Source organism: Paenibacillus sp. 01T422 (assembly GCF_056398785.1).
Window position 1 is genome coordinate 1 of record NZ_JBFTQB010000113.1, and the last position, 22,005, is coordinate 22,005.

Sequence of the window (22,005 nt, forward strand, 5' to 3'; positions counted from 1 at the left end):
GGGGCAGGTAAAACAACGACGTCCGGTAAACTGGCCAAGATGCTCCTTAAACAGAATCATAGACCGCTGTTGGTTGCGTGTGACATTTATCGTCCTGCGGCAATCAAACAGTTAGAAGTACTCGGTGATCAGCTCAAAGTGCCTGTTTTTTCACTAGGAGATCAAGTAAGCCCTGTAGAAATTGCAAAAGCAGGACTTCAACATGCGAAAGATAACGGCAATGACTATGTGATCATTGATACTGCAGGTCGCTTGCACATTGATGAGAACTTGATGGATGAATTGAAAAATGTTCGTTCCGTCGTTGAACCCGATGAAATCTTGCTTGTTGTAGATTCTATGACTGGTCAGGATGCTGTCAATGTCGCTGAGAGTTTCCATCAGCAGTTGGAACTCACAGGTGTTGTACTTACCAAGCTGGATGGCGATACCCGCGGTGGCGCGGCGTTATCGGTCAAGGCGGTTACAGGTTGTCCGATTAAATTCGTAGCAAGTGGCGAGAAGATGGATGCGTTGGAACCATTTTTCCCGGATCGCATGGCGTCAAGAATTCTTGGCATGGGCGATATGCTTACATTGATTGAGAAAGCGCAAGCTGGTATCGATATCGATAAGGCGAAAGAAATGGAGCGCAAAATGCGCAACGCCGAATTCACTTTCGAAGATTTCCTTGATCAAATGGAGCAAGTGAAGAAGATGGGGCCGCTTGATCAGATTCTGGAGATGCTGCCAGGTGCGAACAAGATCAAAGGCATGAAAGATATGAAGGTCGACGACAAACAGATGGCACGCGTTGAAGCGATTGTGAAGTCGATGACGAAGGAAGAGAAACGCAAGCCTGAGCTCCTAAACGCCAACCGCCGCAAACGGATTGCACTAGGCAGTGGGAACTCGGTTCAAGAGGTCAACCGTTTCATTAAACAGTTCGATGATATGCGCAAAATGATGAAGCAGTTCTCAGGCATGATGGGGCCCAAGGGCGCCAAAGGTATGAAGAAGTTAGGCAAGGGATTTAAATTCCCCTTTTAAATAATGCTTTTTATTCTAAGTAGGAGGTGATTTTTCATGGCAGTACGTATTCGTCTTAAACGTGTAGGCGCTCATAAAGCTCCTTTCTACCGTGTGGTGGTTTCGGATTCCCGTTCCCCGCGTGATGGTCGTTTTATCGAAGAAATCGGAACTTATAACCCGATTGCAGAACCAGCAGCTGTAACCCTTGATGAGGAAAAAGCGCTGAAATGGCTTCAAACTGGCGCTCAACCGTCCGATACAGTTCGCAGCCTGTTCTCCAAAGCAGGTTTGATGACTAAGTTTCACGAGCTGAAATTGCAGAAGTAATCTGTTATCTTTCGGAGGGTGGGTTCATGAAGGATCTTATCACCGTTATTGCTAAGGCTCTTGTTGATCATCCGGAAGAAGTACGTGTTGCTGTCGTGGAGAAGGATGACAAGATTGAGTACAGGCTGTCTGTTCACCCCGACGATGTCGGCAAAGTGATCGGGAAGCAGGGCAAGATTGCGAAATCGCTCCGCACAGTCGTCACGTCAGCAGCAGTGAAAGAAACGAAGCGGGTAGCCGTTGAAATCGTTTCATAAGAAAGTAGGTTAGGATTCAGTTCCTAGCCTTTTTCTTATATGGTCTTGAAAGGTAAATTATAGTGGAGGTTGGGCAAGCGCAAATGACCGAGAAACTAATAACTGTTGGTTTAATCGCAAATACCCACGGGATTCGTGGAGAATTGAAAATAGTTCCAGAAACTGATTTTCCAGAACGCTTTGACAAAGGAAATACATTAATCATTGTTGACCCTCAAAATAAGCAAACGCCGGTGACGGTTCAAACCTCCCGCTTACATAAAAATGTATTTATCGTTCAATTTGCGCAGTTCAGCAATATTAATGAGGTTGAGAAATACAAAGGTTCACTGCTAAAAATCGAAGCTAAGAATCAACAACCCTTGGAAGAGGGAGAATACTATTATCATGAGATTATTGGCTGTAAGATCGTGACGGAGGAAGGCCAAGAACTAGGTCTAATTTCTGAAGTGCTGACGCCAGGCGCGAATGACGTTTGGGTAGTGKACTTGCCTAAGGGCAAGCAGCTGCTGCTTCCTGTGATTGATGATGTGATCCTGGATGTGGATATTGCTGCCAAAACAATCCGGATTCATTTGATGGAAGGACTAATGGAATGAGAATCGATGTATTGACCTTGTTTCCAGAAATGTTTGACGGGGTATTTTCGTCGAGTATTTTGGGGAAAGCTCGTGACAAGGGAATTGTTAGTCTAAACACCGTGAACTTTCGTGAGTACTCCAATAACAAACATAATACGGTGGATGATTATCCCTACGGTGGTGGCGGTGGAATGGYTCTAAAGCCAGAGCCGATATTTGCCGCAGTGGAGGATTTACCTAAGCATCAAGAGGCAGGACAGGAACCGGCAAAGCCGCGTGTCATTCTCATGTGTCCGCAGGGTACGCCGTTCTCGCAGAAAATTGCCGAAGAACTCTCAAACGAAGAGCATCTTGTGTTTATTTGCGGTCACTATGAGGGATACGATGAACGTATTAGGCAGTATCTGGTGACCGATGAGCTATCCATAGGTGATTATGTATTAACTGGCGGAGAATTGCCTGCTATGGTCGTTATAGACAGTGTAGTGAGGCTGCTGCCTGGTGTACTGGGCAATGAGATGTCAGCGGTGACGGATTCATTCTCCACAGGCCTATTGGAGTACCCTCACTACACAAGACCAGCTAAGTTCAGAGAGTGGGAAGTGCCTGACATGCTTTTATCAGGACATCATGAGAACGTGAAGCGCTGGCGCCGTAAGGAATCCATCCTTCGCACCCTTGAGCGCCGTCCTGATTTGCTTGAAGGAAGAGAGTTGTCCAAAGAAGAAAAGGTTTGGATCATGGAATGGCAAGAGAAAAACAAATGAAGTAGCCCCCAAAAACTTCTCTATTGAATTTCTCTTCTGTCTATGATAATATATATTCTGTTGTGAATTTTTCAACAGTTCGAGTCTGGTGGTCCTCTACGCATAACAGCTAAGACATACTATGTAGATAAGCGGAATGAACACCTGTGTGGAAGGAGGGAGTCAACTATGAATCTTATTCAAGAGATTACGAAAGAGCAACTCCGTACGGATATTCCTAATTTCCGTCCAGGAGACACACTTAAAGTACACGTAAAAGTTATCGAGGGTACACGTGAGCGTATTCAGCTGTTCGAAGGTGTTGTTATTAAACGCCACGGCGGTGGAATCAGCGAAACGTTTACAGTTCGTAAAATTTCTTACGGTGTGGGTGTGGAAAGAACTTTCCCATTCCATTCTCCGAAGATTGAGAAGATTGAAGTGGCTCGCCGTGGTAAAGTTCGTCGTGCGAAACTTTATTATCTGCGTGGTCTTCGTGGTAAAGCAGCAAGAATCAAAGAAATTCGATAAGAAAACGGGGGGCTTGTTTAGGCAAGTCTCCTTTTCATTTTTGTAGAGCAATCTAATACATATAACCAAAACTGGAAAAGAGGCAATCAGTGATGGAACAGAATGAGCAAGATCAGCCTAGAGTAAGCTCTATTTCGACCGAGGAAACAACATCTTCAAAACCTGCAAAAACAGCCAAAAGCGAAACTTGGGAATGGATCAAAGCATTAGTAATCGCGGGAGTGCTCGTTATTATCATTCGCTGGTTCCTGTTCTCGCCTTTCATAGTCGATGGTGATTCCATGCGTCCCAATTTTTCTACCGGCGAACGACTCATTGTCAATAAAATTGTTTATGACATCCGCGCACCGAAACGGGGAGAAGTTATCGTTTTCCACGCACCTGAAGGGAAAGATTACATTAAACGTGTTATCGCACTCCCAGGGGAAACCGTTAAGGTAACAGGTGATAAAGTATTTATTAATGGTCAAGAGATTGATCAGCCATTTATTAAGGAAGCTATTGATCAAGCGAATAAAGAAGGACATGCATATAACACATTGTCAGATTTCCCGGAAACGAAAGTACCAGATGGGGAACTTTTTGCAATGGGGGATAATCGTCCGAACTCGAAAGATAGCCGAGCTAAAAGTGTAGGCTTCGTTCCATTCGAAAAAGTCGTTGGCCGTGCCGAAGTCATTTTCTGGCCGCTGAACAAAATTAGTTTTATACATTTTTGAGGTGAAATAGAATGACCATTCAATGGTTTCCCGGTCACATGACCAAAGCTCGAAGGCAGATTGAAGATAAGCTTAAGCTAATTGATGTCGTCATTGAGCTCTTGGATGCCCGCGTACCGCTCTCCAGCCGGAACCCGATGGTAGATGAAATTTTGAAGGGCAAACCCCGTTTGGTCCTTTTGAATAAAAACGATTTGGCGGATCCCCAGGTGACAGCGCAGTGGGTTAAGTATTTTGCAGATCAAGGTCTGCCTGCTTTGCCAATTGATGCAGCCACTGGAACTGCGACCAAAGAAATTTTACCGCGCGTAAAACAGCTGTGGGCACATAAAATCGAACGTCAAATCAGCAGAGGAATTAATCCTCGTGCTGTAAGGGCGCTCATCGTCGGCATTCCGAACGTTGGGAAATCTACGCTCATCAATCAGTTGGCGGGTAAGAAAATCGCAGCAACGGGTGATAAGCCAGGTGTTACCAAAGGTCAACAGTGGATTAAAGTTGGAACAGAAATGGACTTGCTGGATACGCCAGGTATTTTGTGGCCGAAATTCGAGGATCAATTGGTAGGTCAGCGTCTTGCAGCGACGGGTGCGATCAAAGAAGAATTGCTTCATTTGGATGAAATTGCGCTTTTTGTTGTTCGCTATATGGTTGAACATTATGGTGCAGCTCTTCAAGAGCGATTCGGAGTAACCGATCTTCCGGAGGATATGGAAAATATTCACGAAGTGGTCAAGGTGATGGAGGCAATCGGTCGGAAACGCGGAGCCATTGTAAGCGGTGGTAAAGTGGATCTGGATAAAGCTTCCTTAATTATCATACGTGATCTTCGAGCAGGCAAAATGGGGCGTATTTCCTTGGAAAGGCCTTAGTAATACAATAAACATAAATAGCCACTTTCGGACCTAGCTGTTAAGGCGGGGGCGGGAGTGGTTTTTTTTGCTGAAAAAAATGGGTATAGCTTGACGAAGCGGCAATCCCTTATAATGATGAGATGGAAAGGGGCGAAAGTCATTGCTGGAGCACGAAAAAGAAGTATGGGAGCAAGGATTCAGCCTTGTTGCCGGGATTGATGAAGTAGGAAGAGGCTGTTTATTCGGAGATGTCGTAGCTGCTGCTGTAATTCTTCCGCAAGGGTATGTGTTAGAAGGGGTGAATGACTCCAAGAAACTCTCTGAGAAGAAACGGGATACTTTCTATGAACAAATTATGAATGAAGCGTTAGCTGTAGGGGTTGGCATCGTTGATGTTAATAAGATCGAAGCCATTAATATTAAGCAAGCCGCTAGATTGGCTATGAAGATGGCAGTCGAGCAGTTAAGCCAGGTGCCGGATTATTTGCTTGTGGATGCTGAAAACGTAGATTTGGATATTCCACAAACGGCTATTATACATGGAGATGCATTAAGTCAATCCATTGCAGCAGCATCGATTATCGCCAAGGTGACTAGGGATCGGATGTGCGCTGAATGGGATGATCAGTATCCCGAGTACGGACTTGCCGTACATAAGGGTTATGCGACAAAGCACCATAGAGAAATGCTTTTGCGCTATGGTCCGACGGCCCTGCATCGTAAATTATTTATACGCAAAGTGATGGCGCAGCTGGAAGAGAAGGAATCGCAGCCGCAATCTGAACAATTGGAACTGGACTTCATATAACTTCATCTTATTAAGAAATGGCGAGAAGCAGCCGATAATATACATAAGTGTTAGAAAGACTTGAGGTGAACGGGATGAACATAAGTGGATTAATTCGCAGTTTGGTTGGGGATTTAACCGCTTCGGACAGCAAGGTGCTTGAACTAAAAGTAGGACAAGTTGTGAAAGGCGTCGTGCTTCAATTGCTTAGCGATCAAGAAGCATTACTTAATATAGGTGGCGTACAGGTCAGAGCCAAACTGGAAACTCCTCTCAAGCAAGGAGATGTGACTTATCTGCAGGTTCAACCGGAATCAAGCGGCGGGCAGATTATGTTAAAGCCGTTGACGACATCGGACGTGCAGATTACAGAAGATTCTCTCGGTGATCTCCTCAAGGCCTTCTCAGTTAAGGATACGGCAAGCAATCGGCAAATGGTTCAGAACATGCAACAGGAAGGTGTTCCTGTATCCAAGGAAACAGTCAAAGCTTTTGAAACTTTGATGAGTAACGTACCTGAGGGTGTGAATAAGGAAGAATGGGCGCAAGCTGCTGTACTAGCCCATAAAAAAGGATTGCCCCTTACCCAAGAAACAGTAGGGGCTTTAAGGCAGGTTACTTCAGGTCCTCCGGTAGGGAAGGTGCTGGAACAGCTGGAGCAGCAGGCTGCGACTTTGCTCGAGCAGGAGCCGCAGCATCCTGCTGCCGACACCGCGAAGCAGGTGGTCGCGCTGCTTAGAGAGCTGCGGGCTTCCGCCGCAGCTGTCTGGCCCGCGCGGCCGCCAGAGGCGCCGGCCGCGGCTGCCGCTCCGCCAGCTGCTTCGCAGCCTGGCGCAAGCGTCACGACGGCTCCCGCAGGGTCGCCGCCGGCAACATCAGGCAGCGCGCCTGCGGCCGCTGCCGTAACAGCTCCGCCCGCTGCAGTGGCAGCGGGCGTGGAGCTTRCCGCCGCCCCGGCACAGCCGGCGGCGGAGCCACCGCAGGCCGCCCGCACCGCGAGGGCGGCCGTGCCAGAGGCTCAGGCGCGCAGCGCTGAGCCAGCTGTAGTTGAAGGCGAACCGCCGGTGGCGGGTTCGCCCGTGCAGCAGCCGCCTGCGAAGCAGAAGGCGGCGGAGCCGTTAGAGGCGCGGAGCAGCGCGCCTCAGGCGCTTGAAGCTGATCCAGAGCCTAACTGGATCAGCAAGATGCTCAAAGCCGTCGGTGTTGAGCATGAGGCTCATCTGGCAGCGAAGCTGGATGAGCGCGGAGATGTCATGCAACGCGGACGGCTCCCTAAGGACGATCAGCTGCCGAACCTGATCGCTATGACTTCTCAGCAGGATGATACGGCTAAGCCTGCTGCTGCTGAGACACTGAAGAGCCTGCTTTTGCAGCTTACAGCCTCGGATGATACACCAGCGCCGCTGAGAGAAGCGGCGCAGCAAGCGGTTGGGCAAATCACGGGTCAACAGTTGATGTTGACTGGCGACAAAACCGCCATGTTTGCCCATATGACCTTATTTGTTCCTTTTATGGATGGAACAGGACAGCAATCTGCAGCGATTCATATTCAATCCCGCAAAGGCAAACGCGGAGAAGTTGATGCAAGCAACTGTCGCTTGTTATTCGATCTACAGATGAAAGTCATGGGAAATACATTGGTTGATGTACACGTCGTAAATAAAATCGTCTCATTGACGATTCATAATGATCATCCGGCATTAGCTCCTATGATGGAGGAGTCCAAGGAAGAAATTACATCGGCGATGAACAAAGCGGGGTATCAGTTTATTTCATTGAAGTGTTCACCCTATCCACAGCCTGTAATAAACGAGGATGAAGGAAAAGGAAAGACCGTTACAGATGGTCGAGCAGATCTTCGCTCGCTCTACCTCCCAAAAACGTACAAGGGGGTAGATTTTCGGGCATGACCAAGCAACGAAATACAGCTGGAACACCTGAACCCACGCCGATCAAAAAGGCAGTGGCGCTCCGCTACTCGCCTGAAGCACAGAAAGCTCCTACCCTAATTGCCAAAGGTAAAGGGCATATGGCTGAAGCTATTCTACAAAAAGCCAAGGATAATGGAATTCCAGTTCAAGAAGATTCTTCCTTAGTTGAAGTGTTATCTAAGCTGGACCTGGATCAGGAAATACCTCCTGAGTTATATCAATTGGTGGCTGAAGTGCTGAGTTTTATCTATCGATCAGATAATCGGATGCGATCCCAGAGGGACAGTTAATGAAGGAACAAGGAAAAGATAACAGAAAGCAGCTTGGTAAGCTTGGCGAAGATGCGGCAGAAGTATTTTTGAGCAGCAAGGACTACCGGATTCTGGAACGGAACTGGCGCTGCCGTACGGGAGAACTGGATATTATTGCAGAGCAAGCAGGTACGCTCGTATTTATTGAGGTCAGAACAAGACGTTCGACTGGCCGCTTCGGGCTCGCCAAAGAATCCGTTGATATTCGCAAGCAGTTGAAAGTGAAAGAAACGGCTCAATTTTACATGTATCGCTTTCAAAAGTATGAGATTTCCATTCGCTTTGATGTAATTGCCGTCGAAATACCATTGGACGGAGCAACGCCACATATTGAACATATTCAAGGAGCCTTTTGAAGTCCGATCGTTAAAATGACGTACGGGCTTCAAAAGGCTCTTATTTGCGTCATCCATCTTGCTCTTTTTGCTGCTTATCGAGATTCCGGTATTGGATGGCCTCTGCCAAGTGATGGGACAGAATATGATCACTCTCTTCTAAGTCCGCTATCGTTAAGGCTAAACGAAGGATCCGGTCATGGGCTCTAGCGCTAAGTCCAAGCGCCTCAAAGGATGCACTCAGCAGCTGCTCTCCTTCAGCAGTTAAATGACAAATCTGCCTCATCCGGTTACCACTTAATTCATTATTATGCTGTATGCCTGTACCTGCGTAGCGCTCCTGCTGTCGCTGATGAGCAATTAATACTCTCTCCAGCATTTCCGTGGATGATAAAGGATTACTTATCGTGTGTTCCTTTAACTGCGCATAGCTGGGTTTAGGTACCTCGACATGGAGATCGATGCGATCAAGGAGAGGACCGGATATTTTGGAGCGGTATTGAACGATTTTCGCGTACGAGCAAATACAGGCATTTGCTTCATTTTCTGCTCCATAATAACCACAGGGGCAAGGATTCATAGCAGCAGCTAAAATAAACTGAGAAGGAAACGTGTACACGGCTCGCGCCCTAGCTATTGTAACAGAGCGCTCCTCAAGTGGCTGTCTAAGGACTTCCAGTGCATTTCGTGTAAACTCTGGCAGCTCGTCCAGAAATAAAATTCCTCGGTGAGCTAAGCTGACTTCACCTGGTTTCGGTATAGTTCCACCTCCGACAAGCCCTGCCGCCGATATGGTGTGGTGCGGAGCTCGAAATGATCGAGTGCGCATCAGCGAAGAGCGATCTATGAGCTTGCCTGAGGCGCTGTATATCTTCGTGACCTCGAGCGCTTCATGATCTGACATAGGTGGTAAAATGGAAGGCATTCGCTTTACCAGCATGGTTTTTCCAGTTCCGGGCGGGCCGATTAATATAATATTATGCATGCCTGCAGCAGCTATCATCATTGCTCGTTTGACTTGATGCTGCCCGTTAACATCGGCATAATCATCGACCTCATAGCGAGTTATCGAGGAATTGGTCGAAAGTCCATTCTGGCTATTCGTGTTAACATTAAATAGAAACTTGTGATGAGACTGCCGGTTCCAATTTCTAAAATCCGAAAGATTTGTTATTCCGCAAACTTCCACACCATCAATTAGCGCAGCTTCAGAGGCATTGGACAGAGGGACGCAGACCCGGTTGATGCCTAACTTTTTCGCTGCATGCGTCATAGATAATACGCCTGGGATAGGCCTAAGTGATCCGTCCAATGCTAATTCGCCTAAAAATAAGGTCATTTGCAAGGATTCACTGCTCACCTGACCCGTTGTTAGTAGAATGGCAACAGCAATAGCCAAGTCGAAAGAGGAGCCCTCTTTGCGCAAATCTGCTGGTGCTAGATTCACGGTGATTCTATCCATCGGGAAAGTGAATCCGCAATTTTTGATAGAGGTACGAACCCTCTCCACAGATTCCCGGATAGCGGAATCCGGAAGCCCCACCAAATTCATCTGGGGCAAGCCACTTGAGATATCAACCTCTACTTCAATTGTCCTTCCTTCAATTCCCTGCAAGCAGGCACTCCAAACTTTGCCGTACATACAATAAACACCTTCCTCTCCTTAATAGAGCAGCAGCTTAAAACTACTGTTCATGAGGATAAAAGGTGCTTCCTTATTKATCCGTTTAATTTCCTCTATTGTATAGAAAATGGAAAATTTACGCAATCCATAAATGGCTTTTGAACGTTTTAAATAAAGTCTATATGCACATACTGGAAGATGAGGTGATGATATGCAGGAGAAGCCGTATTTTTGTCCAAACTGCCGTTCTAATCGTATCAAATTCAGTGTAATTACCAGCTATGCACAGCCGTTTCTGAAGGATGCTCTATCCGGTAATATAACGGAATTCAATGACCCTGACGCGATTCCTGAGGAAGAACCGATGATTCAATGTCTTGTTTGCAGCTTTACAGGAAATGAGTTGAGATTTATTAAACAGGCGGAGCGCGAACCGCGAGTGAACACTCCGACAACGCCACATTATTGACAAATAAAAGGTAGACGTATTTTTCAAGTTTTGAGAAATACGTCTTTTTTATGAACATTTTTGTCATTTAAACACATATGAGGGCGCTTAATGGCTGTAAGTGATAGCTTACACTTTTTCCCCTGTATAGCACGTATAGAAAGTCCATACTGATAGGAGGATTTTAGGAAATGAATATCCATGAGTACCAAGGCAAAGAAGTCCTGAGACAGTACGGAGTCAGCGTTCCTAACGGGAAAGTTGCTTTCACCGTAGATGAAGCTGTTGCAGCTGCAAAAGAACTCGGAACATCCGTCGTCGTTGTTAAGGCGCAAATTCATGCCGGAGGTCGCGGTAAAGCAGGCGGCGTTAAGGTAGCTAAAAACCTCGACGAAGTTCGTACATATGCTAGCGAAATTCTTGGCAAAGTGCTTGTCACTCACCAAACAGGTCCTGAAGGCAAAGAAGTTAAACGCCTTTTGATCGAAGAAGGTTGTGACATTAAAAAAGAATATTATGTTGGTGTTGTTGTTGACCGTACTACAGGTGGCGTCGTTATGATGGCTTCTGAAGAGGGCGGTACGGAAATTGAGGAGGTTGCTGAGCATTCTCCTGAGAAAATTTTCAAAGAAGTCGTAGATCCAGCGATCGGCCTTCAATCTTTCCAAGCACGTAGACTTGCATACTCAATCAACATTCCTAACGAGCTGGTTAACAAAGCAGTTAAATTCATGCTTGCGCTTTACAAAGCGTTCGTAGAAAAAGATTGCTCCATCGCTGAGATCAACCCACTGGTTGTTACTGGTTCCGGCGAAGTTATGGCTCTTGATGCTAAAATGAACTTTGATTCTAACGCTCTATTCCGTCACAAAGACATCGTTGAACTTCGCGATCTTGAAGAGGAAGATGCGAAAGAAATTCAAGCTTCCAAATATGATTTGAGCTACATTGCTCTTGACGGTAATATCGGTTGTATGGTTAACGGTGCAGGACTTGCGATGGCTACTATGGACATCATCAAGCACTACGGCGGAGACCCTGCTAACTTCCTTGACGTAGGGGGCGGTGCTACGAAAGAGAAAGTTACAGAAGCTTTCAAAATCATCCTGTCCGATGAGCAAGTTAAAGGGATTTTCGTTAACATCTTCGGCGGTATCATGCGTTGTGACGTAATTGCTGACGGTGTTGTTGCTGCGGCTAGAGAACTTGGTCTTTCCCGTCCGCTTGTTGTTCGTCTTGAAGGAACAAACGTGGAACTTGGTAAAAAGATTCTTAACGAATCCGGCTTGAACATTGTTGCTGCTGACTCCATGGCAGACGGTGCTCAAAAAATCGTTGCACTTGTGAAATAAATTAAACCCGTGTGGTTTTAAATAATATAGGGGATGTGAACAAAAGATCATGAGTATTTTGGTCAATAAACATACAAAAGTCATTACTCAAGGGATTACCGGCGCTACGGGTTTGTTTCATAYCAAAGGCGGTCTTGAATACGGCACACAAATGGTTGGTGGCGTAACCCCAGGTAAAGGCGGAACAAAAGTAGACATCACACTGGAAAACGGTGAACTCGTTCAGCTTCCAGTTTTTAACACAGTAATCGAAGCTAAAAATGCAACTGGTGCAACAGCATCTGTTATTTATGTACCACCTGCATTTGCAGCAGAATCCATTATCGAAGCTGTTGACGCTGATCTTGATCTTGTTATCTGTATCACGGAAGGTATTCCGGTTCTTGATATGGTTAACGTGAAGCGTTACATGGAAGGTAAAAGAACAGTTCTTATCGGACCTAACTGCCCAGGCGTTATCACACCAGGCGAGTGCAAAATCGGTATCATGCCTGGTTACATCCATACACCAGGTCACGTAGGTGTTGTTTCCCGTTCCGGAACATTGACATACGAAGCGGTTCACCAATTAACAACTCGCGGTATTGGACAATCTTCTGCTGTTGGTATCGGTGGAGACCCTGTAAAAGGTTCCGAGTTTATCGATATCCTCAAACGTTTCAATGAAGATCCTGACACTTATGCTGTTATCATGATCGGTGAGATCGGTGGAACAGCAGAAGAAGAAGCGGCTGAGTGGGTTGCTGCGAACATGACGAAACCAGTTGTTGGTTTCATCGGCGGTAAAACTGCGCCTCCAGGAAAACGTATGGGCCATGCTGGTGCCATTATTTCCGGTGGTAAAGGTACTGCTGCTGAGAAAGTTGCAACTATGGAAAGATGCGGAATCCGCGTAGCGGCTACTCCATCTGAAATGGGTTCAACACTTGTTAGCGTACTTGAAGAAAAAGGAATGCTTGACAAAGTTATCACAAAAAAATAGTCTCATCTTCTCGAAGGTAAGCAACCTTCCAACTCCCTTAATCAGGGATTTGGGAGGTTTTTTGTTTTTCTAGCTTTGCAAAGATTTGTCATTCGAGTAAGGAGTGTATATACTTATGGATAATCGAATCATTATATTTGGTCTTCATGAACTTGAAGGGGTCGGCTGGAAAACCATGCTTCTGCTCGTTAACCGTTTTCCAGACCTGCAAGTTTTGTTTGAGCTCTCTGCAGCGGAAATTGCTGTTCAAGGTATTCGGGCTTCCGTAGCTGAGCGAATTGCCTCGCAATTTACTCATGCCTTCATTGAACAAAGGCTTCAATTATATATGAAGCAATCCATTCAAATCCTCACGATTTTGGATGAGGAATACCCTCTAATATTGAAGGAAATTGCGCAACCCCCCTGGGTTTTATATGTGAAAGGTAACCCTGCGATTCTGAATGGACGACTCTTAGGAATGGTAGGTACCCGTACGCCAACACTTTATGGGAAAAAGATTGCAGAGGAATGGGCTGCTGCACTTTCGCGAGCTGGGTTCGGTATTGTCAGCGGACTGGCTAGAGGAATTGACAGCAAAGCTCATATAGGCGCTTTACAAGGTAAGTCAAAGACGGTAGCTGTTCTTGGTTGCGCTATCAATCAGATCTACCCGCGTGAGAATGCTTTATTATTTCGAAATATTGAGCAAGAAGGAATTATCATTTCTGAATACCCTATTGGTACAGGGATGAAGCCTGGCATGTTTCCGCAGCGAAACCGCATAATAGCGGGATTGTCACTAGGTGTCACAGTCGTTGAGGCAGCCGAGGACAGCGGATCGCTGATAACAGTTGAGTTTGCGCTCGAGGAGTCACGGGATGTATTCGCTATTCCTGGCCCCATTAATTCCCGTGTAAGCAGCGGCGTTCATAGGCTTTTAAAGGATGGCGCTAAGTTAGTTACACGTGTGGAAGAGATAGTAGACGATTACAACTATATGATAAGTTCAGATGAAAAACGTGCTCTAAACAAGCCGTTGACATTATTTTCACTTTCGGACGAGGAAGGCGAAATTTTCCGTAAGTTGTCGAATGAACCCATTTCGATTGATGCCCTAATGGAGGACGGACAATTTACGTTTGGACATTTGCATGCAGTTCTGTTATCTTTACTATTGAAAAAGGCGATTAAACAGCTTCCAGGTTCTACCTACATCCAAGCATAGGCTATTTAAGAAGTTTTTCTTCTCGCCAATAGACTTAACCTTGAAATTAAGAGGGGAGGAAGGACGATCATGGCAGATTCATTAGTCATTGTTGAGTCACCAGCTAAAGCCAAAACCATCGGCAAATATTTAGGCAGCAAATTTATCGTAAAAGCCTCGATGGGTCATATTCGCGACCTTCCGAAAAGCCAAATTGGCGTAGAAGTAGATCGTAACTTTGAGCCTAAATACATAACTATCCGTGGTAAAGGTTCTATATTAAAAGAATTAAAAGATGCAAGTAAAAAAGTGAAAAAAATATATCTCGCAGCTGACCCGGATCGTGAAGGTGAAGCGATTGCCTGGCATTTAGCGCATTATTTGGATGTTGGTCCAGATGAACTGTGTCGTGTTGTGTTTAATGAAATTACGAAGGATGCTGTGAAGGATGCTTTCAAAACACCTCGCCGCATCAATCAGGATCTAGTTAACGCACAGCAGGCTAGACGGATATTGGATCGACTTGTAGGGTACAAAATAAGCCCTTTACTTTGGAAAAAAGTTAAAAAAGGTTTATCGGCAGGCCGTGTACAGTCCGTCGCGGTTAAACTGATTCAAGATCGAGAGAATGAGATTAAAGCCTTCGAGCCTGAAGAATACTGGTCCATTACAGCTTTGCTGGATGCTGGAAAAGCAGGATTCGAAGCGAAGTACCACAGCATTAACGGCGAGAAAAAGGAACTGCATTCGCAAGATGACGTTAACGAGATTTTAGCTGCAATGGGCAACGGGAAGTTTACCGTGAAAGAAGTGAAAGAGAAAGAGCGTGGGCGTAACCCATCTCCTCCATTCATTACGAGCTCTATGCAGCAAGAAGCAGCGCGTAAATTGAACTTCCGGGCGTCCAAGACGATGTCTGTGGCGCAGCAGTTATATGAAGGAATAGACTTGGGGAAAGAAGGTACAGTTGGTTTGATTACGTACATGCGTACGGATTCAACACGGATTTCCCCTGTCGCCCAAGAAGAAGCAAGAGAATTTATACAGATGAAATACGGTGCAGCATTTTATCCAGAGACACCACGTGTCTACACGAAAAAGAATGCAAATGCACAAGATGCGCATGAAGGAGTCAGGCCTACCTCTGTGCTACGCGAACCAGAACAATTAAAAGAGTTCCTTAGCAGAGATCAATATCGTCTCTACAAACTCGTATGGGATCGTTTTGTTGCTAGTCAAATGTCATCCGCCATTTTGGATACGATGACCATTGATTTGACCGCAGGTGAAACGGTATTCCGGGCGAATGGATCCAAAATGAAGTTCGCGGGTTTTATGAAGGTTTACGTGGAAAGTAACGATGATGGAACGACAGAAGAGGATAAATTGCTTCCGCCATTATCCAAAGGCGATGTTTTGGAAAAACAAAGCATTGATCCCAAGCAACACTTTACTCAACCGCCTCCAAGGTACACAGAAGCCCGTTTAGTGAGAGCGCTCGAGGAAATGGGCATTGGCCGACCAAGTACGTATGCACCGACGCTGGAAACTATTCAGAAGCGTGGCTACGTCGCGATCGAAGAGAAGAAATTCGTTCCTACTGAGTTAGGCGAGCTTGTCATTCAATTGATGCAAGAGTTTTTCCCGGAAATTCTCGATGTTGAGTTCACAGCCCATATGGAAGAGGAGCTTGACTTCGTAGAAGAAGGTAAAGAGGATTGGGTAAGAGTTCTGGATACATTCTATACTTCCTTTGAGAAACGGCTCGAATTTGCCGAAGAAGAAATGAAGGAAATTGAGATTCAGGATGAAGTATCTGATGAGATCTGCGAGAAATGCGGTAAACATCTTGTTTATAAAATGGGACGCTTCGGCAAGTTCCTGGCATGCTCCGGATTCCCGGAATGCCGTAACACGAAGCCAATCATCAAAGATATCGGTGTCACATGCCCAAGCTGCCATACAGGCAAGATTGTAGAACGCAGAAGTAAGAAGGGCAGAGTGTTCTATGGCTGCGATCAATATCCAACTTGTGATTTTGTCTCATGGGATAAGCCGGTTAACAAGCCTTGCCCAGTTTGCAGCTCGATGATGATCGAGAAAAGAAGTAAGAATGGTCTCAATATTCAATGTACGAAATGCGACCATAAAGAAGAAGTAAATGAAGATCAGAACGAAGATATGAAAGATTAGAGGTGTCCGATTTTGCCAGAATACCCAAGAGTAACAGTCATCGGTGCAGGACTCGCTGGAAGTGAAGCCGCTTGGCAGATTGCACGTCAAGGTGTCCCTGTTACTTTATACGAAATGCGTAATGTCCGTAAAACGCCAGCTCACATAACAGATCAGTTTGCAGAGCTGGTGTGCAGTAACTCCCTTAGATCCAATGGTTTGACGAATGCTGTTGGCGTATTGAAAGAAGAGATGAGACGAATGGACTCCTTGATTCTCTCTTGCGCTGACCAGCATGCTGTACCCGCAGGTGGAGCTTTGGCTGTTGACCGCGATGGGTTCTCTCAAGCTGTTACACAAACGCTGCGGAACCATCCGCTAATTGAGGTCATTAACGAGGAAGTTCAAATTTTGCCGGAAGGCATCACGGTGGTAGCATCGGGACCGTTAACATCACCAGATTTGTCTAACCAGCTTAAAGGACTCATGGGTGAGGAATACTTGTACTTCTATGATGCGGCAGCGCCGATTTTAGAGAAAGATTCCATTGATATGAGTAAAGTTTACTTAGCTTCTCGTTATGACAAAGGTGAGGCAGCTTACCTCAATTGTCCAATGACAGAAGAGGAATTCAATGTTTTCTACGAAGCTTTAATAACGGCAGAAGTAGCAGAACTTAAGGAATTCGAAAAAGAGATCTATTTCGAAGGCTGCATGCCCCTAGAGGTAATGGCTAAGCGCGGTAAGCAGACGGTGTTGTTCGGGCCAATGAAGCCTGTTGGACTGATTAACCCGCACACTGGTAAGCTGCCACACGCCGTCGTACAGCTTCGTCAAGACAATGCCGCGGGAACATTATATAACTTGGTTGGTTTCCAAACTCATTTGAAGTGGGGCGAGCAAAAACGCGTTCTGTCTTTGATTCCTGGCTTGGAACAAGCTGAGTTCGTCCGTTATGGGGTTATGCATGTAATCTCACTATTCACTGTGTTACTATAATTATGTTTTGAATTATTATTCATTCGTTTTCTCATACATTTACCTCTAGATGCGGTCTTAATTGTGAAATTGACCTCGCTAGAGGTTTATCTCTTTTTATTAGGTCGAAACCAAGTTAAGAATTTGTTTTCCGGTGTATGATTCCATTGGAGGAGTGAGAAGAGATGGATGCTAGTCAGGCGCAATTTCATGCGACAACTATTTTTGCCATTCGTCATCAAGGTAAAGGTGCAATTGCCGGAGATGGTCAAGTTACATTTGGCAACAGTATGATTATGAAGAGCAGTGCCAAAAAGGTGAGGCGTTTACATAGAGGGAAAGTTATCGCAGGTTTTGCAGGATCAGTAGCCGATGCGATTACCCTTTTTGAAAAGTTTGAAGGCAAGCTCGAAGAACATCATGGCAATTTACAGCGTGCTGCAGTCGAACTCACGAAGGATTGGCGTCAAGATCGCGTATTACGTCGATTAGAAGCTATGATGATTGTTATGGATGCTACTGGTTTATTGCTTCTGTCAGGCAATGGGGAGATTATTGAGCCGGATGATGGCATCCTGGCGATAGGTTCTGGTGGTAGTTTCGCATTGGCGGCTGGAAGGGCATTACATCGTCATGCTTCAGAGCTAAGTGCCAAAGAGATTGCACATGCTGCACTTACAACAGCCGCTGAAATTTGTGTGTTCACGAATCATAATATTATTGTCGAAGAAATCGAGTAAGTCAGAATTGATTACGCACTTTTTTAGGAGGGTACCCGAATGGCAAACAGCTCCCTAACACCTAAACAAATTGTACAGGAATTAGATCGATACATTGTTGGTCAGAAGAAAGCAAAGAAATCAGTTGCTATTGCTTTGCGGAATCGTTATCGGAGAAACCTTGTGGATGAAGCCATGCGGGATGAGATTGTTCCCAAAAATATTTTGATGATTGGACCAACTGGCGTAGGTAAAACTGAGATTGCACGTAGATTGGCGAAGTTGGTTGGAGCCCCTTTTATTAAAGTAGAGGCAACCAAATTCACTGAGGTAGGTTATGTTGGACGTGACGTTGAATCGATGGTCAGGGATCTAATTGAAACCTCTATTCGTATGGTTAAATCGGAACGCATGGAAGCAGTGAAAGACCGCGCAGAGAAGTTAGCTAATGAGCGGATTGTTTCTTTATTGGCTCCAAGTCCGTCCCGCACCAAATCGCAGCGTAATCCGTTTGAAATGCTGTTTGGAGGCCAGAATCAACCCGAGCAGGAAGAGAGTGCGCCTGATCCAAATCTCTCGACCAAAAGGGCCGAAATCGCAGATCAATTGACTAGTGGTAAATTAGAAGGTGAGATCGTTGAGATTGAGGTCGAAGACTCTTCACCTTCCATGCTGGATATGCTAGCGGGGCAAGGAAACGAACAAGCCGGCATGAATATGCAGGAAATGTTCGGTAGTTTGATGCCCAAAAAAATGAAGAAACGCAAGCTTCCAGTGAAGGAAGCGAGAAAAGTTCTAACACAAGAAGAAGCGCAAAAATTGATTGACATGGACGATGTTATCCAAGAGTCTATTCACCGCGCCGAGCAGTCGGGCATCATATTTATCGATGAAATCGATAAAATAGCAAGCAGTTCCCGCGGAGGAAATGGTCCGGATATTTCCCGAGAAGGCGTACAGCGAGACATTCTCCCGATCGTTGAAGGTTCAACCGTTGTAACCAAATATGGACCTGTGAAGACCGATTATGTTTTATTCATTGGTGCTGGGGCCTTCCATATTGCAAAACCTTCGGATTTGATCCCAGAGCTTCAGGGTCGCTTTCCAATTCGTGTAGAACTGAGCGATTTAACGCTTGAAGATTTTGTTTCTATTTTGCAGGAACCCAAAAATGCATTAACGAAACAGTACACGGCTTTGTTACAAACGGAAGGCATAACCGTTGAATTTGCTGAGGAAGCTATTCATGAAATAGCTCGAATTGCGGTAGAAGTCAATCAGAATACGGAAAATATCGGAGCACGTCGTTTGCATACGATTTTGGAGAAATTACTCGAGGATCTTTCCTTTGAAGCCCCTGAAATTACATTGGAATCTTTCGTGATCAATCCAGAATATGTACGTGAAAAGCTAAGCGGCATAGTTCAAAATAGAGATTTGAGTCAATACATTTTATAATGAGCGATTGCAGGGTTACGTAAGTAGGAGGCAGTTACATGAGTTTATTAAACAAAACAAGAAGGCTAAATCGATTGCTGCAAAAGGAAGCAGGGAATGCGGTTAGCTTTATGGATATGGCAGAAGTTCTTCGTGATATTGTTATTGCAAATATTTATGTGGTTAGCCGTAAAGGGAAGATTCTAGGTTATGCTACAACAAATGATCCTGTTTCATCTGAAATGAACCAGGCCATTTTGCTTGAACGTAGATTCCCGTCCGAATCCAACAATCTTTTATTGAAGATAGAGGAAACGACGTCGACTTCCGAACCGAGCAGCCCATATTTTTACTACACAGAGCAAATGAAAGACATGTTCCCGTACACCCACACGACGCTGGTTCCTATTATTGGTGGTGGCGATCGGTTAGGAACATTAATTCTAAGTCGCAATGAAAGTCTATTTATTGATGATGACTTAATATTAGCTGAATATGGTTCGACAGTAATCGCTATGGAGATCTTGAGAGAAAGAGCGGAAGAGATCGAAGAAGAGGCTAGAAGTAAAGCTGTCGTTCAAGTAGCAATAGGCTCTTTGTCCTTTAGCGAAATGGAAGCTGTAGAGCATATTTTCGAAGAATTGGATGGCAAAGAAGGGCTCCTGGTCGCGAGTAAAATCGCTGATCGCGTTGGAATTACGCGTTCTGTTATCGTAAATGCACTTCGTAAGCTGGAAAGTGCCGGAGTTATAGAGACACGCTCGCTTGGTATGAAGGGCACTTATATCCGAATTTTAAATGAACAATTAATACAAAGTATTGAACAGATAAAGACGAAACTATAGTTTGGTACTATTGAAAAGCCCTGTCTGCTAAAAAGATAGGGCTTTTTTCTTATTGTAACTTAAGCTAATATCTTAGATGATTAGAAAGGTAATGAACTTACAAAATTCTACAACAGGAAACTTTTTCTATTTGTTTTATGAAAATAATGTCGAAATAAGAAGGAATACATACTTTCTTTGTGGAAGTATAGTGTCGAATACTCTATTGAAAGGGGGTAACGTGTATGTCTTTGTTGGACAAACCCAGTTGGAACTTGATGGAGCGTTCGCTCGATGCTTCGACTCTCAGACAAAAAGTGGTAGCGAACAACGTCGCCAATGTGGACACACCTTACTTTAAGCGTTCAGATGTATTGTTTGAAGAGTTATTGCAAGGTGAAATKAATTCATCAACGCCCTCTATAGAAGGTTATCGGACAAACCCTAAGCATTTCTTTATAGGCAAATCGACAAATTTACCGAATTCAGAAATTAAAACCGATGAATCGACAGCGATTAACAATAACTTGAACAATGTCGATATGGACTATGAAATGTCTTTAATGGCTAAAAACCAACTGAAATACAATACAATGATTCAGCAAATGAACAGTGAATTCAAAAAAATGCGCACAGTATTAGGGGGGAAGTAATAACAAATGAGGCTCACTAACGGATTTGACATCAGTTCATCAGCACTGACCGCGCAACGCTTAAGAATGGATGTCGTCTCATCAAATATTGCTAATGCGGATACAACACGTGCCAAGTTTGTAGACGGGAAATGGGTTCCCTACACGAGGAAGTTAGTTGCATTTGAAACAAAGTCGCAACCGAGTTTCGCACAATCGTTGCAGTCAGCTATGGCAGATGGAACAGGCGAAGGAGTACGAGTTAACAGAATCTTCGAGGATCAGTCGCCACTTAAACAAGTATATAACCCTACACATCCTGATGCAGATGCTAATGGATTTGTTTACATGCCCAATGTTGATGTGCTGAAAGAGATGGTTGATATGATTTCGGCTACAAGATCTTATGAAGCTAACGTTACTGCGCTTAATGCAAGTAAATCAATGATTACAAAGGCATTAGAGATCGGTAGATAATTAATCGGGAGGTTGCAGCATGATCGACAAAGTTAGCTATAGTCCATTAAATATCATGAGCTCCGTTCAACCCAAAGATAATTCGGGTGAAGGTGCTGCAGACCTTGGCAAACAATTCGGCTCATTTCTGAATGAAGCAATGACGAATTTAAATGCCCAACAACAACAAGTTGATCAACTCAATCAAAGTTTCATTAAAGGAGAGCTTTCAGACGTCCACCAGCTCACGATTGCTTCCGAGAAAGCTTCGCTAGGCCTGGAACTTACGGTGCAAGTTAGAAATAAAGTCCTTGAAGCTTACCAAGAAATGATGAGAATGCAGCTGTAATTAATCAGATGCTGCTAAAACTTTGGTTCGATGGGGTGACGGAGTGAACGAGAATCTCCTCCAGTACTGGGAGAAAGTCAAACAGTATTGGAATCGATATAGTAGAACAACAAAAATTACATTCATCGCAACAGTTGTCCTTTTGATTCTTACTGCTGCAATTATCAGTGTTAATTTATCTAAGACGGAATATTCCTTAGCATTTACCGAACTTCAGCCAAGTGACGCGGCTGCGATCAAAGGTTATCTAGATACGGCTAAAATTCCATACAAGCTTAGTGCTGATGGTAAAAGCATCGAAGTGCCTACAAATGAAGTTGCAAACGTGAAACTCGGTGTTGAGTCACAAGGTTTAAACAAAAATGGTTCTCTAGGATTCGGTGCTTTTAGCAACAGCAGTTCATTTGGTATCACAGATAACGAATTTAAAGTGAAATATTTGAATGCGATTCAAGG

Annotated in this window: 24 protein-coding genes and 2 pseudogenes; 25 read left to right on the plus strand and 1 reads right to left on the minus strand. The window is 44.8% G+C overall.

Going from position 1 to position 22,005, the window contains the following annotated elements; all coding sequences use genetic code 11:
* From ffh to AC1DUA_RS08740, 12 genes are all read left to right on the plus strand, one after another.
* On the plus strand, positions 1-1,029 hold a 1,029-nt coding region (ffh, locus tag AC1DUA_RS08685; protein WP_477499353.1), incomplete at its 5' end, for a signal recognition particle protein.
* A 36-nt stretch (positions 1,030-1,065) separates the two neighbouring features.
* Positions 1,066-1,338 carry a 30S ribosomal protein S16 gene (gene rpsP / locus AC1DUA_RS08690; protein ID WP_029195333.1) on the plus strand — a complete coding sequence of 91 codons (273 nt, stop codon included), beginning with the start codon at positions 1,066-1,068 and terminating at the stop codon, positions 1,336-1,338.
* A 26-nt stretch (positions 1,339-1,364) separates the two neighbouring features.
* Positions 1,365-1,595 (plus strand): KH domain-containing protein, encoded by a 231-nt coding sequence (locus AC1DUA_RS08695; RefSeq protein ID WP_047672782.1) that lies wholly within the window; start codon positions 1,365-1,367, stop codon positions 1,593-1,595.
* An 83-nt stretch (positions 1,596-1,678) separates the two neighbouring features.
* On the plus strand, positions 1,679-2,194 hold the full coding sequence (rimM, locus tag AC1DUA_RS08700) for a ribosome maturation factor RimM (protein ID WP_477499354.1): 516 nt from the start codon (positions 1,679-1,681) through the stop codon (positions 2,192-2,194).
* Positions 2,191-2,943: a tRNA (guanosine(37)-N1)-methyltransferase TrmD gene (gene trmD / locus AC1DUA_RS08705; RefSeq protein WP_477499355.1), complete on the plus strand. Its 753-nt coding sequence runs from the start codon at positions 2,191-2,193 to the stop codon at positions 2,941-2,943. Before rimM ends, trmD begins: the two co-directional genes overlap by 4 nt.
* A 168-nt stretch (positions 2,944-3,111) precedes the next feature.
* Positions 3,112-3,453, plus strand: a complete 342-nt coding sequence (gene rplS / locus AC1DUA_RS08710) for a 50S ribosomal protein L19 (RefSeq protein ID WP_127458434.1) — start codon at positions 3,112-3,114, stop codon at positions 3,451-3,453.
* A 92-nt stretch (positions 3,454-3,545) separates the two neighbouring features.
* Positions 3,546-4,172, plus strand: a complete 627-nt coding sequence (lepB, locus tag AC1DUA_RS08715) for a signal peptidase I (RefSeq protein ID WP_477499356.1) — start codon at positions 3,546-3,548, stop codon at positions 4,170-4,172.
* Between the two features lie 11 nt (positions 4,173-4,183).
* Positions 4,184-5,044: a ribosome biogenesis GTPase YlqF gene (gene ylqF / locus AC1DUA_RS08720; RefSeq protein WP_477499357.1), complete on the plus strand. Its 861-nt coding sequence runs from the start codon at positions 4,184-4,186 to the stop codon at positions 5,042-5,044.
* A 142-nt stretch (positions 5,045-5,186) separates the two neighbouring features.
* Positions 5,187-5,834, plus strand: a complete 648-nt coding sequence (locus tag AC1DUA_RS08725; protein ID WP_477499358.1) for a ribonuclease HII — start codon at positions 5,187-5,189, stop codon at positions 5,832-5,834.
* A 74-nt stretch (positions 5,835-5,908) separates the two neighbouring features.
* Complete coding sequence (locus tag AC1DUA_RS08730; protein ID WP_477499359.1) at positions 5,909-7,723, plus strand: hypothetical protein; 1,815 nt, start codon at positions 5,909-5,911, stop codon at positions 7,721-7,723.
* Positions 7,720-8,034 carry an EscU/YscU/HrcU family type III secretion system export apparatus switch protein gene (locus AC1DUA_RS08735; RefSeq protein WP_477499360.1) on the plus strand — a complete coding sequence of 105 codons (315 nt, stop codon included), beginning with the start codon at positions 7,720-7,722 and terminating at the stop codon, positions 8,032-8,034. Before AC1DUA_RS08730 ends, AC1DUA_RS08735 begins: the two co-directional genes overlap by 4 nt.
* Complete coding sequence (locus AC1DUA_RS08740) at positions 8,034-8,411, plus strand: YraN family protein (protein ID WP_477499361.1); 378 nt, start codon at positions 8,034-8,036, stop codon at positions 8,409-8,411. Before AC1DUA_RS08735 ends, AC1DUA_RS08740 begins: the two co-directional genes overlap by 1 nt.
* A 49-nt stretch (positions 8,412-8,460) precedes the next feature.
* On the opposite strand, the gene AC1DUA_RS08745 is transcribed toward AC1DUA_RS08740, so the two are convergent.
* On the minus strand, positions 8,461-10,032 hold the full coding sequence (locus AC1DUA_RS08745) for a YifB family Mg chelatase-like AAA ATPase (RefSeq protein ID WP_477499362.1): 1,572 nt from the start codon (positions 10,030-10,032) through the stop codon (positions 8,461-8,463).
* 193 nt (positions 10,033-10,225) lie between these two features.
* On the opposite strand from AC1DUA_RS08745, the gene AC1DUA_RS08750 reads away from it, so the two are divergent.
* The 13 genes and pseudogenes from AC1DUA_RS08750 to AC1DUA_RS08810 all read left to right on the plus strand — a co-directional run.
* The gene (locus AC1DUA_RS08750) at positions 10,226-10,483 is read left to right on the plus strand and encodes a hypothetical protein (RefSeq protein ID WP_477499363.1); all 258 of its coding nucleotides are present in this window, start codon (positions 10,226-10,228) and stop codon (positions 10,481-10,483) included.
* 170 nt (positions 10,484-10,653) lie between these two features.
* A complete protein-coding gene (sucC, locus tag AC1DUA_RS08755; protein ID WP_477499364.1) occupies positions 10,654-11,814 on the plus strand; it encodes an ADP-forming succinate--CoA ligase subunit beta in 1,161 nt (386 codons plus the stop codon).
* 49 nt (positions 11,815-11,863) lie between these two features.
* On the plus strand, positions 11,864-12,796 hold the full coding sequence (gene sucD, locus AC1DUA_RS08760) for a succinate--CoA ligase subunit alpha (protein WP_477499365.1): 933 nt from the start codon (positions 11,864-11,866) through the stop codon (positions 12,794-12,796).
* A 115-nt stretch (positions 12,797-12,911) separates the two neighbouring features.
* Positions 12,912-14,003: a DNA-processing protein DprA gene (gene dprA / locus AC1DUA_RS08765; protein WP_477499366.1), complete on the plus strand. Its 1,092-nt coding sequence runs from the start codon at positions 12,912-12,914 to the stop codon at positions 14,001-14,003.
* Between the two features lie 69 nt (positions 14,004-14,072).
* Positions 14,073-16,175, plus strand: a complete 2,103-nt coding sequence (gene topA / locus AC1DUA_RS08770; protein WP_477499367.1) for a type I DNA topoisomerase — start codon at positions 14,073-14,075, stop codon at positions 16,173-16,175.
* Positions 16,176-16,187: 12 nt separating this feature from the next.
* A pseudogene (gene trmFO, locus AC1DUA_RS08775) lies at positions 16,188-17,123 on the plus strand (methylenetetrahydrofolate--tRNA-(uracil(54)-C(5))-methyltransferase (FADH(2)-oxidizing) TrmFO); the annotation flags it as partial.
* A gap of 194 nt (positions 17,124-17,317) precedes the next feature.
* Positions 17,318-17,872 (plus strand): ATP-dependent protease subunit HslV, encoded by a 555-nt coding sequence (hslV, locus tag AC1DUA_RS08780; RefSeq protein ID WP_477499368.1) that lies wholly within the window; start codon positions 17,318-17,320, stop codon positions 17,870-17,872.
* A 39-nt stretch (positions 17,873-17,911) separates the two neighbouring features.
* Positions 17,912-19,309, plus strand: coding sequence for an ATP-dependent protease ATPase subunit HslU (gene hslU / locus AC1DUA_RS08785; protein WP_477499369.1), 1,398 nt, complete (start codon positions 17,912-17,914; stop codon positions 19,307-19,309).
* Between the two features lie 38 nt (positions 19,310-19,347).
* Positions 19,348-20,133, plus strand: a complete 786-nt coding sequence (codY, locus tag AC1DUA_RS08790) for a GTP-sensing pleiotropic transcriptional regulator CodY (RefSeq protein ID WP_477499370.1) — start codon at positions 19,348-19,350, stop codon at positions 20,131-20,133.
* Positions 20,134-20,357: 224 nt separating this feature from the next.
* A complete protein-coding gene (gene flgB / locus AC1DUA_RS08795) occupies positions 20,358-20,765 on the plus strand; it encodes a flagellar basal body rod protein FlgB (protein ID WP_477499371.1) in 408 nt (135 codons plus the stop codon).
* Positions 20,766-20,771: 6 nt separating this feature from the next.
* Positions 20,772-21,221 (plus strand): flagellar basal body rod protein FlgC, encoded by a 450-nt coding sequence (gene flgC / locus AC1DUA_RS08800; RefSeq protein ID WP_477499372.1) that lies wholly within the window; start codon positions 20,772-20,774, stop codon positions 21,219-21,221.
* 19 nt (positions 21,222-21,240) lie between these two features.
* Entirely contained in the window at positions 21,241-21,549 is a 309-nt protein-coding gene (fliE, locus tag AC1DUA_RS08805) for a flagellar hook-basal body complex protein FliE (RefSeq protein WP_477499373.1), read from the plus strand.
* Between the two features lie 43 nt (positions 21,550-21,592).
* Positions 21,593-22,005: pseudogene (locus AC1DUA_RS08810) on the plus strand (flagellar basal-body MS-ring/collar protein FliF); the annotation flags it as partial.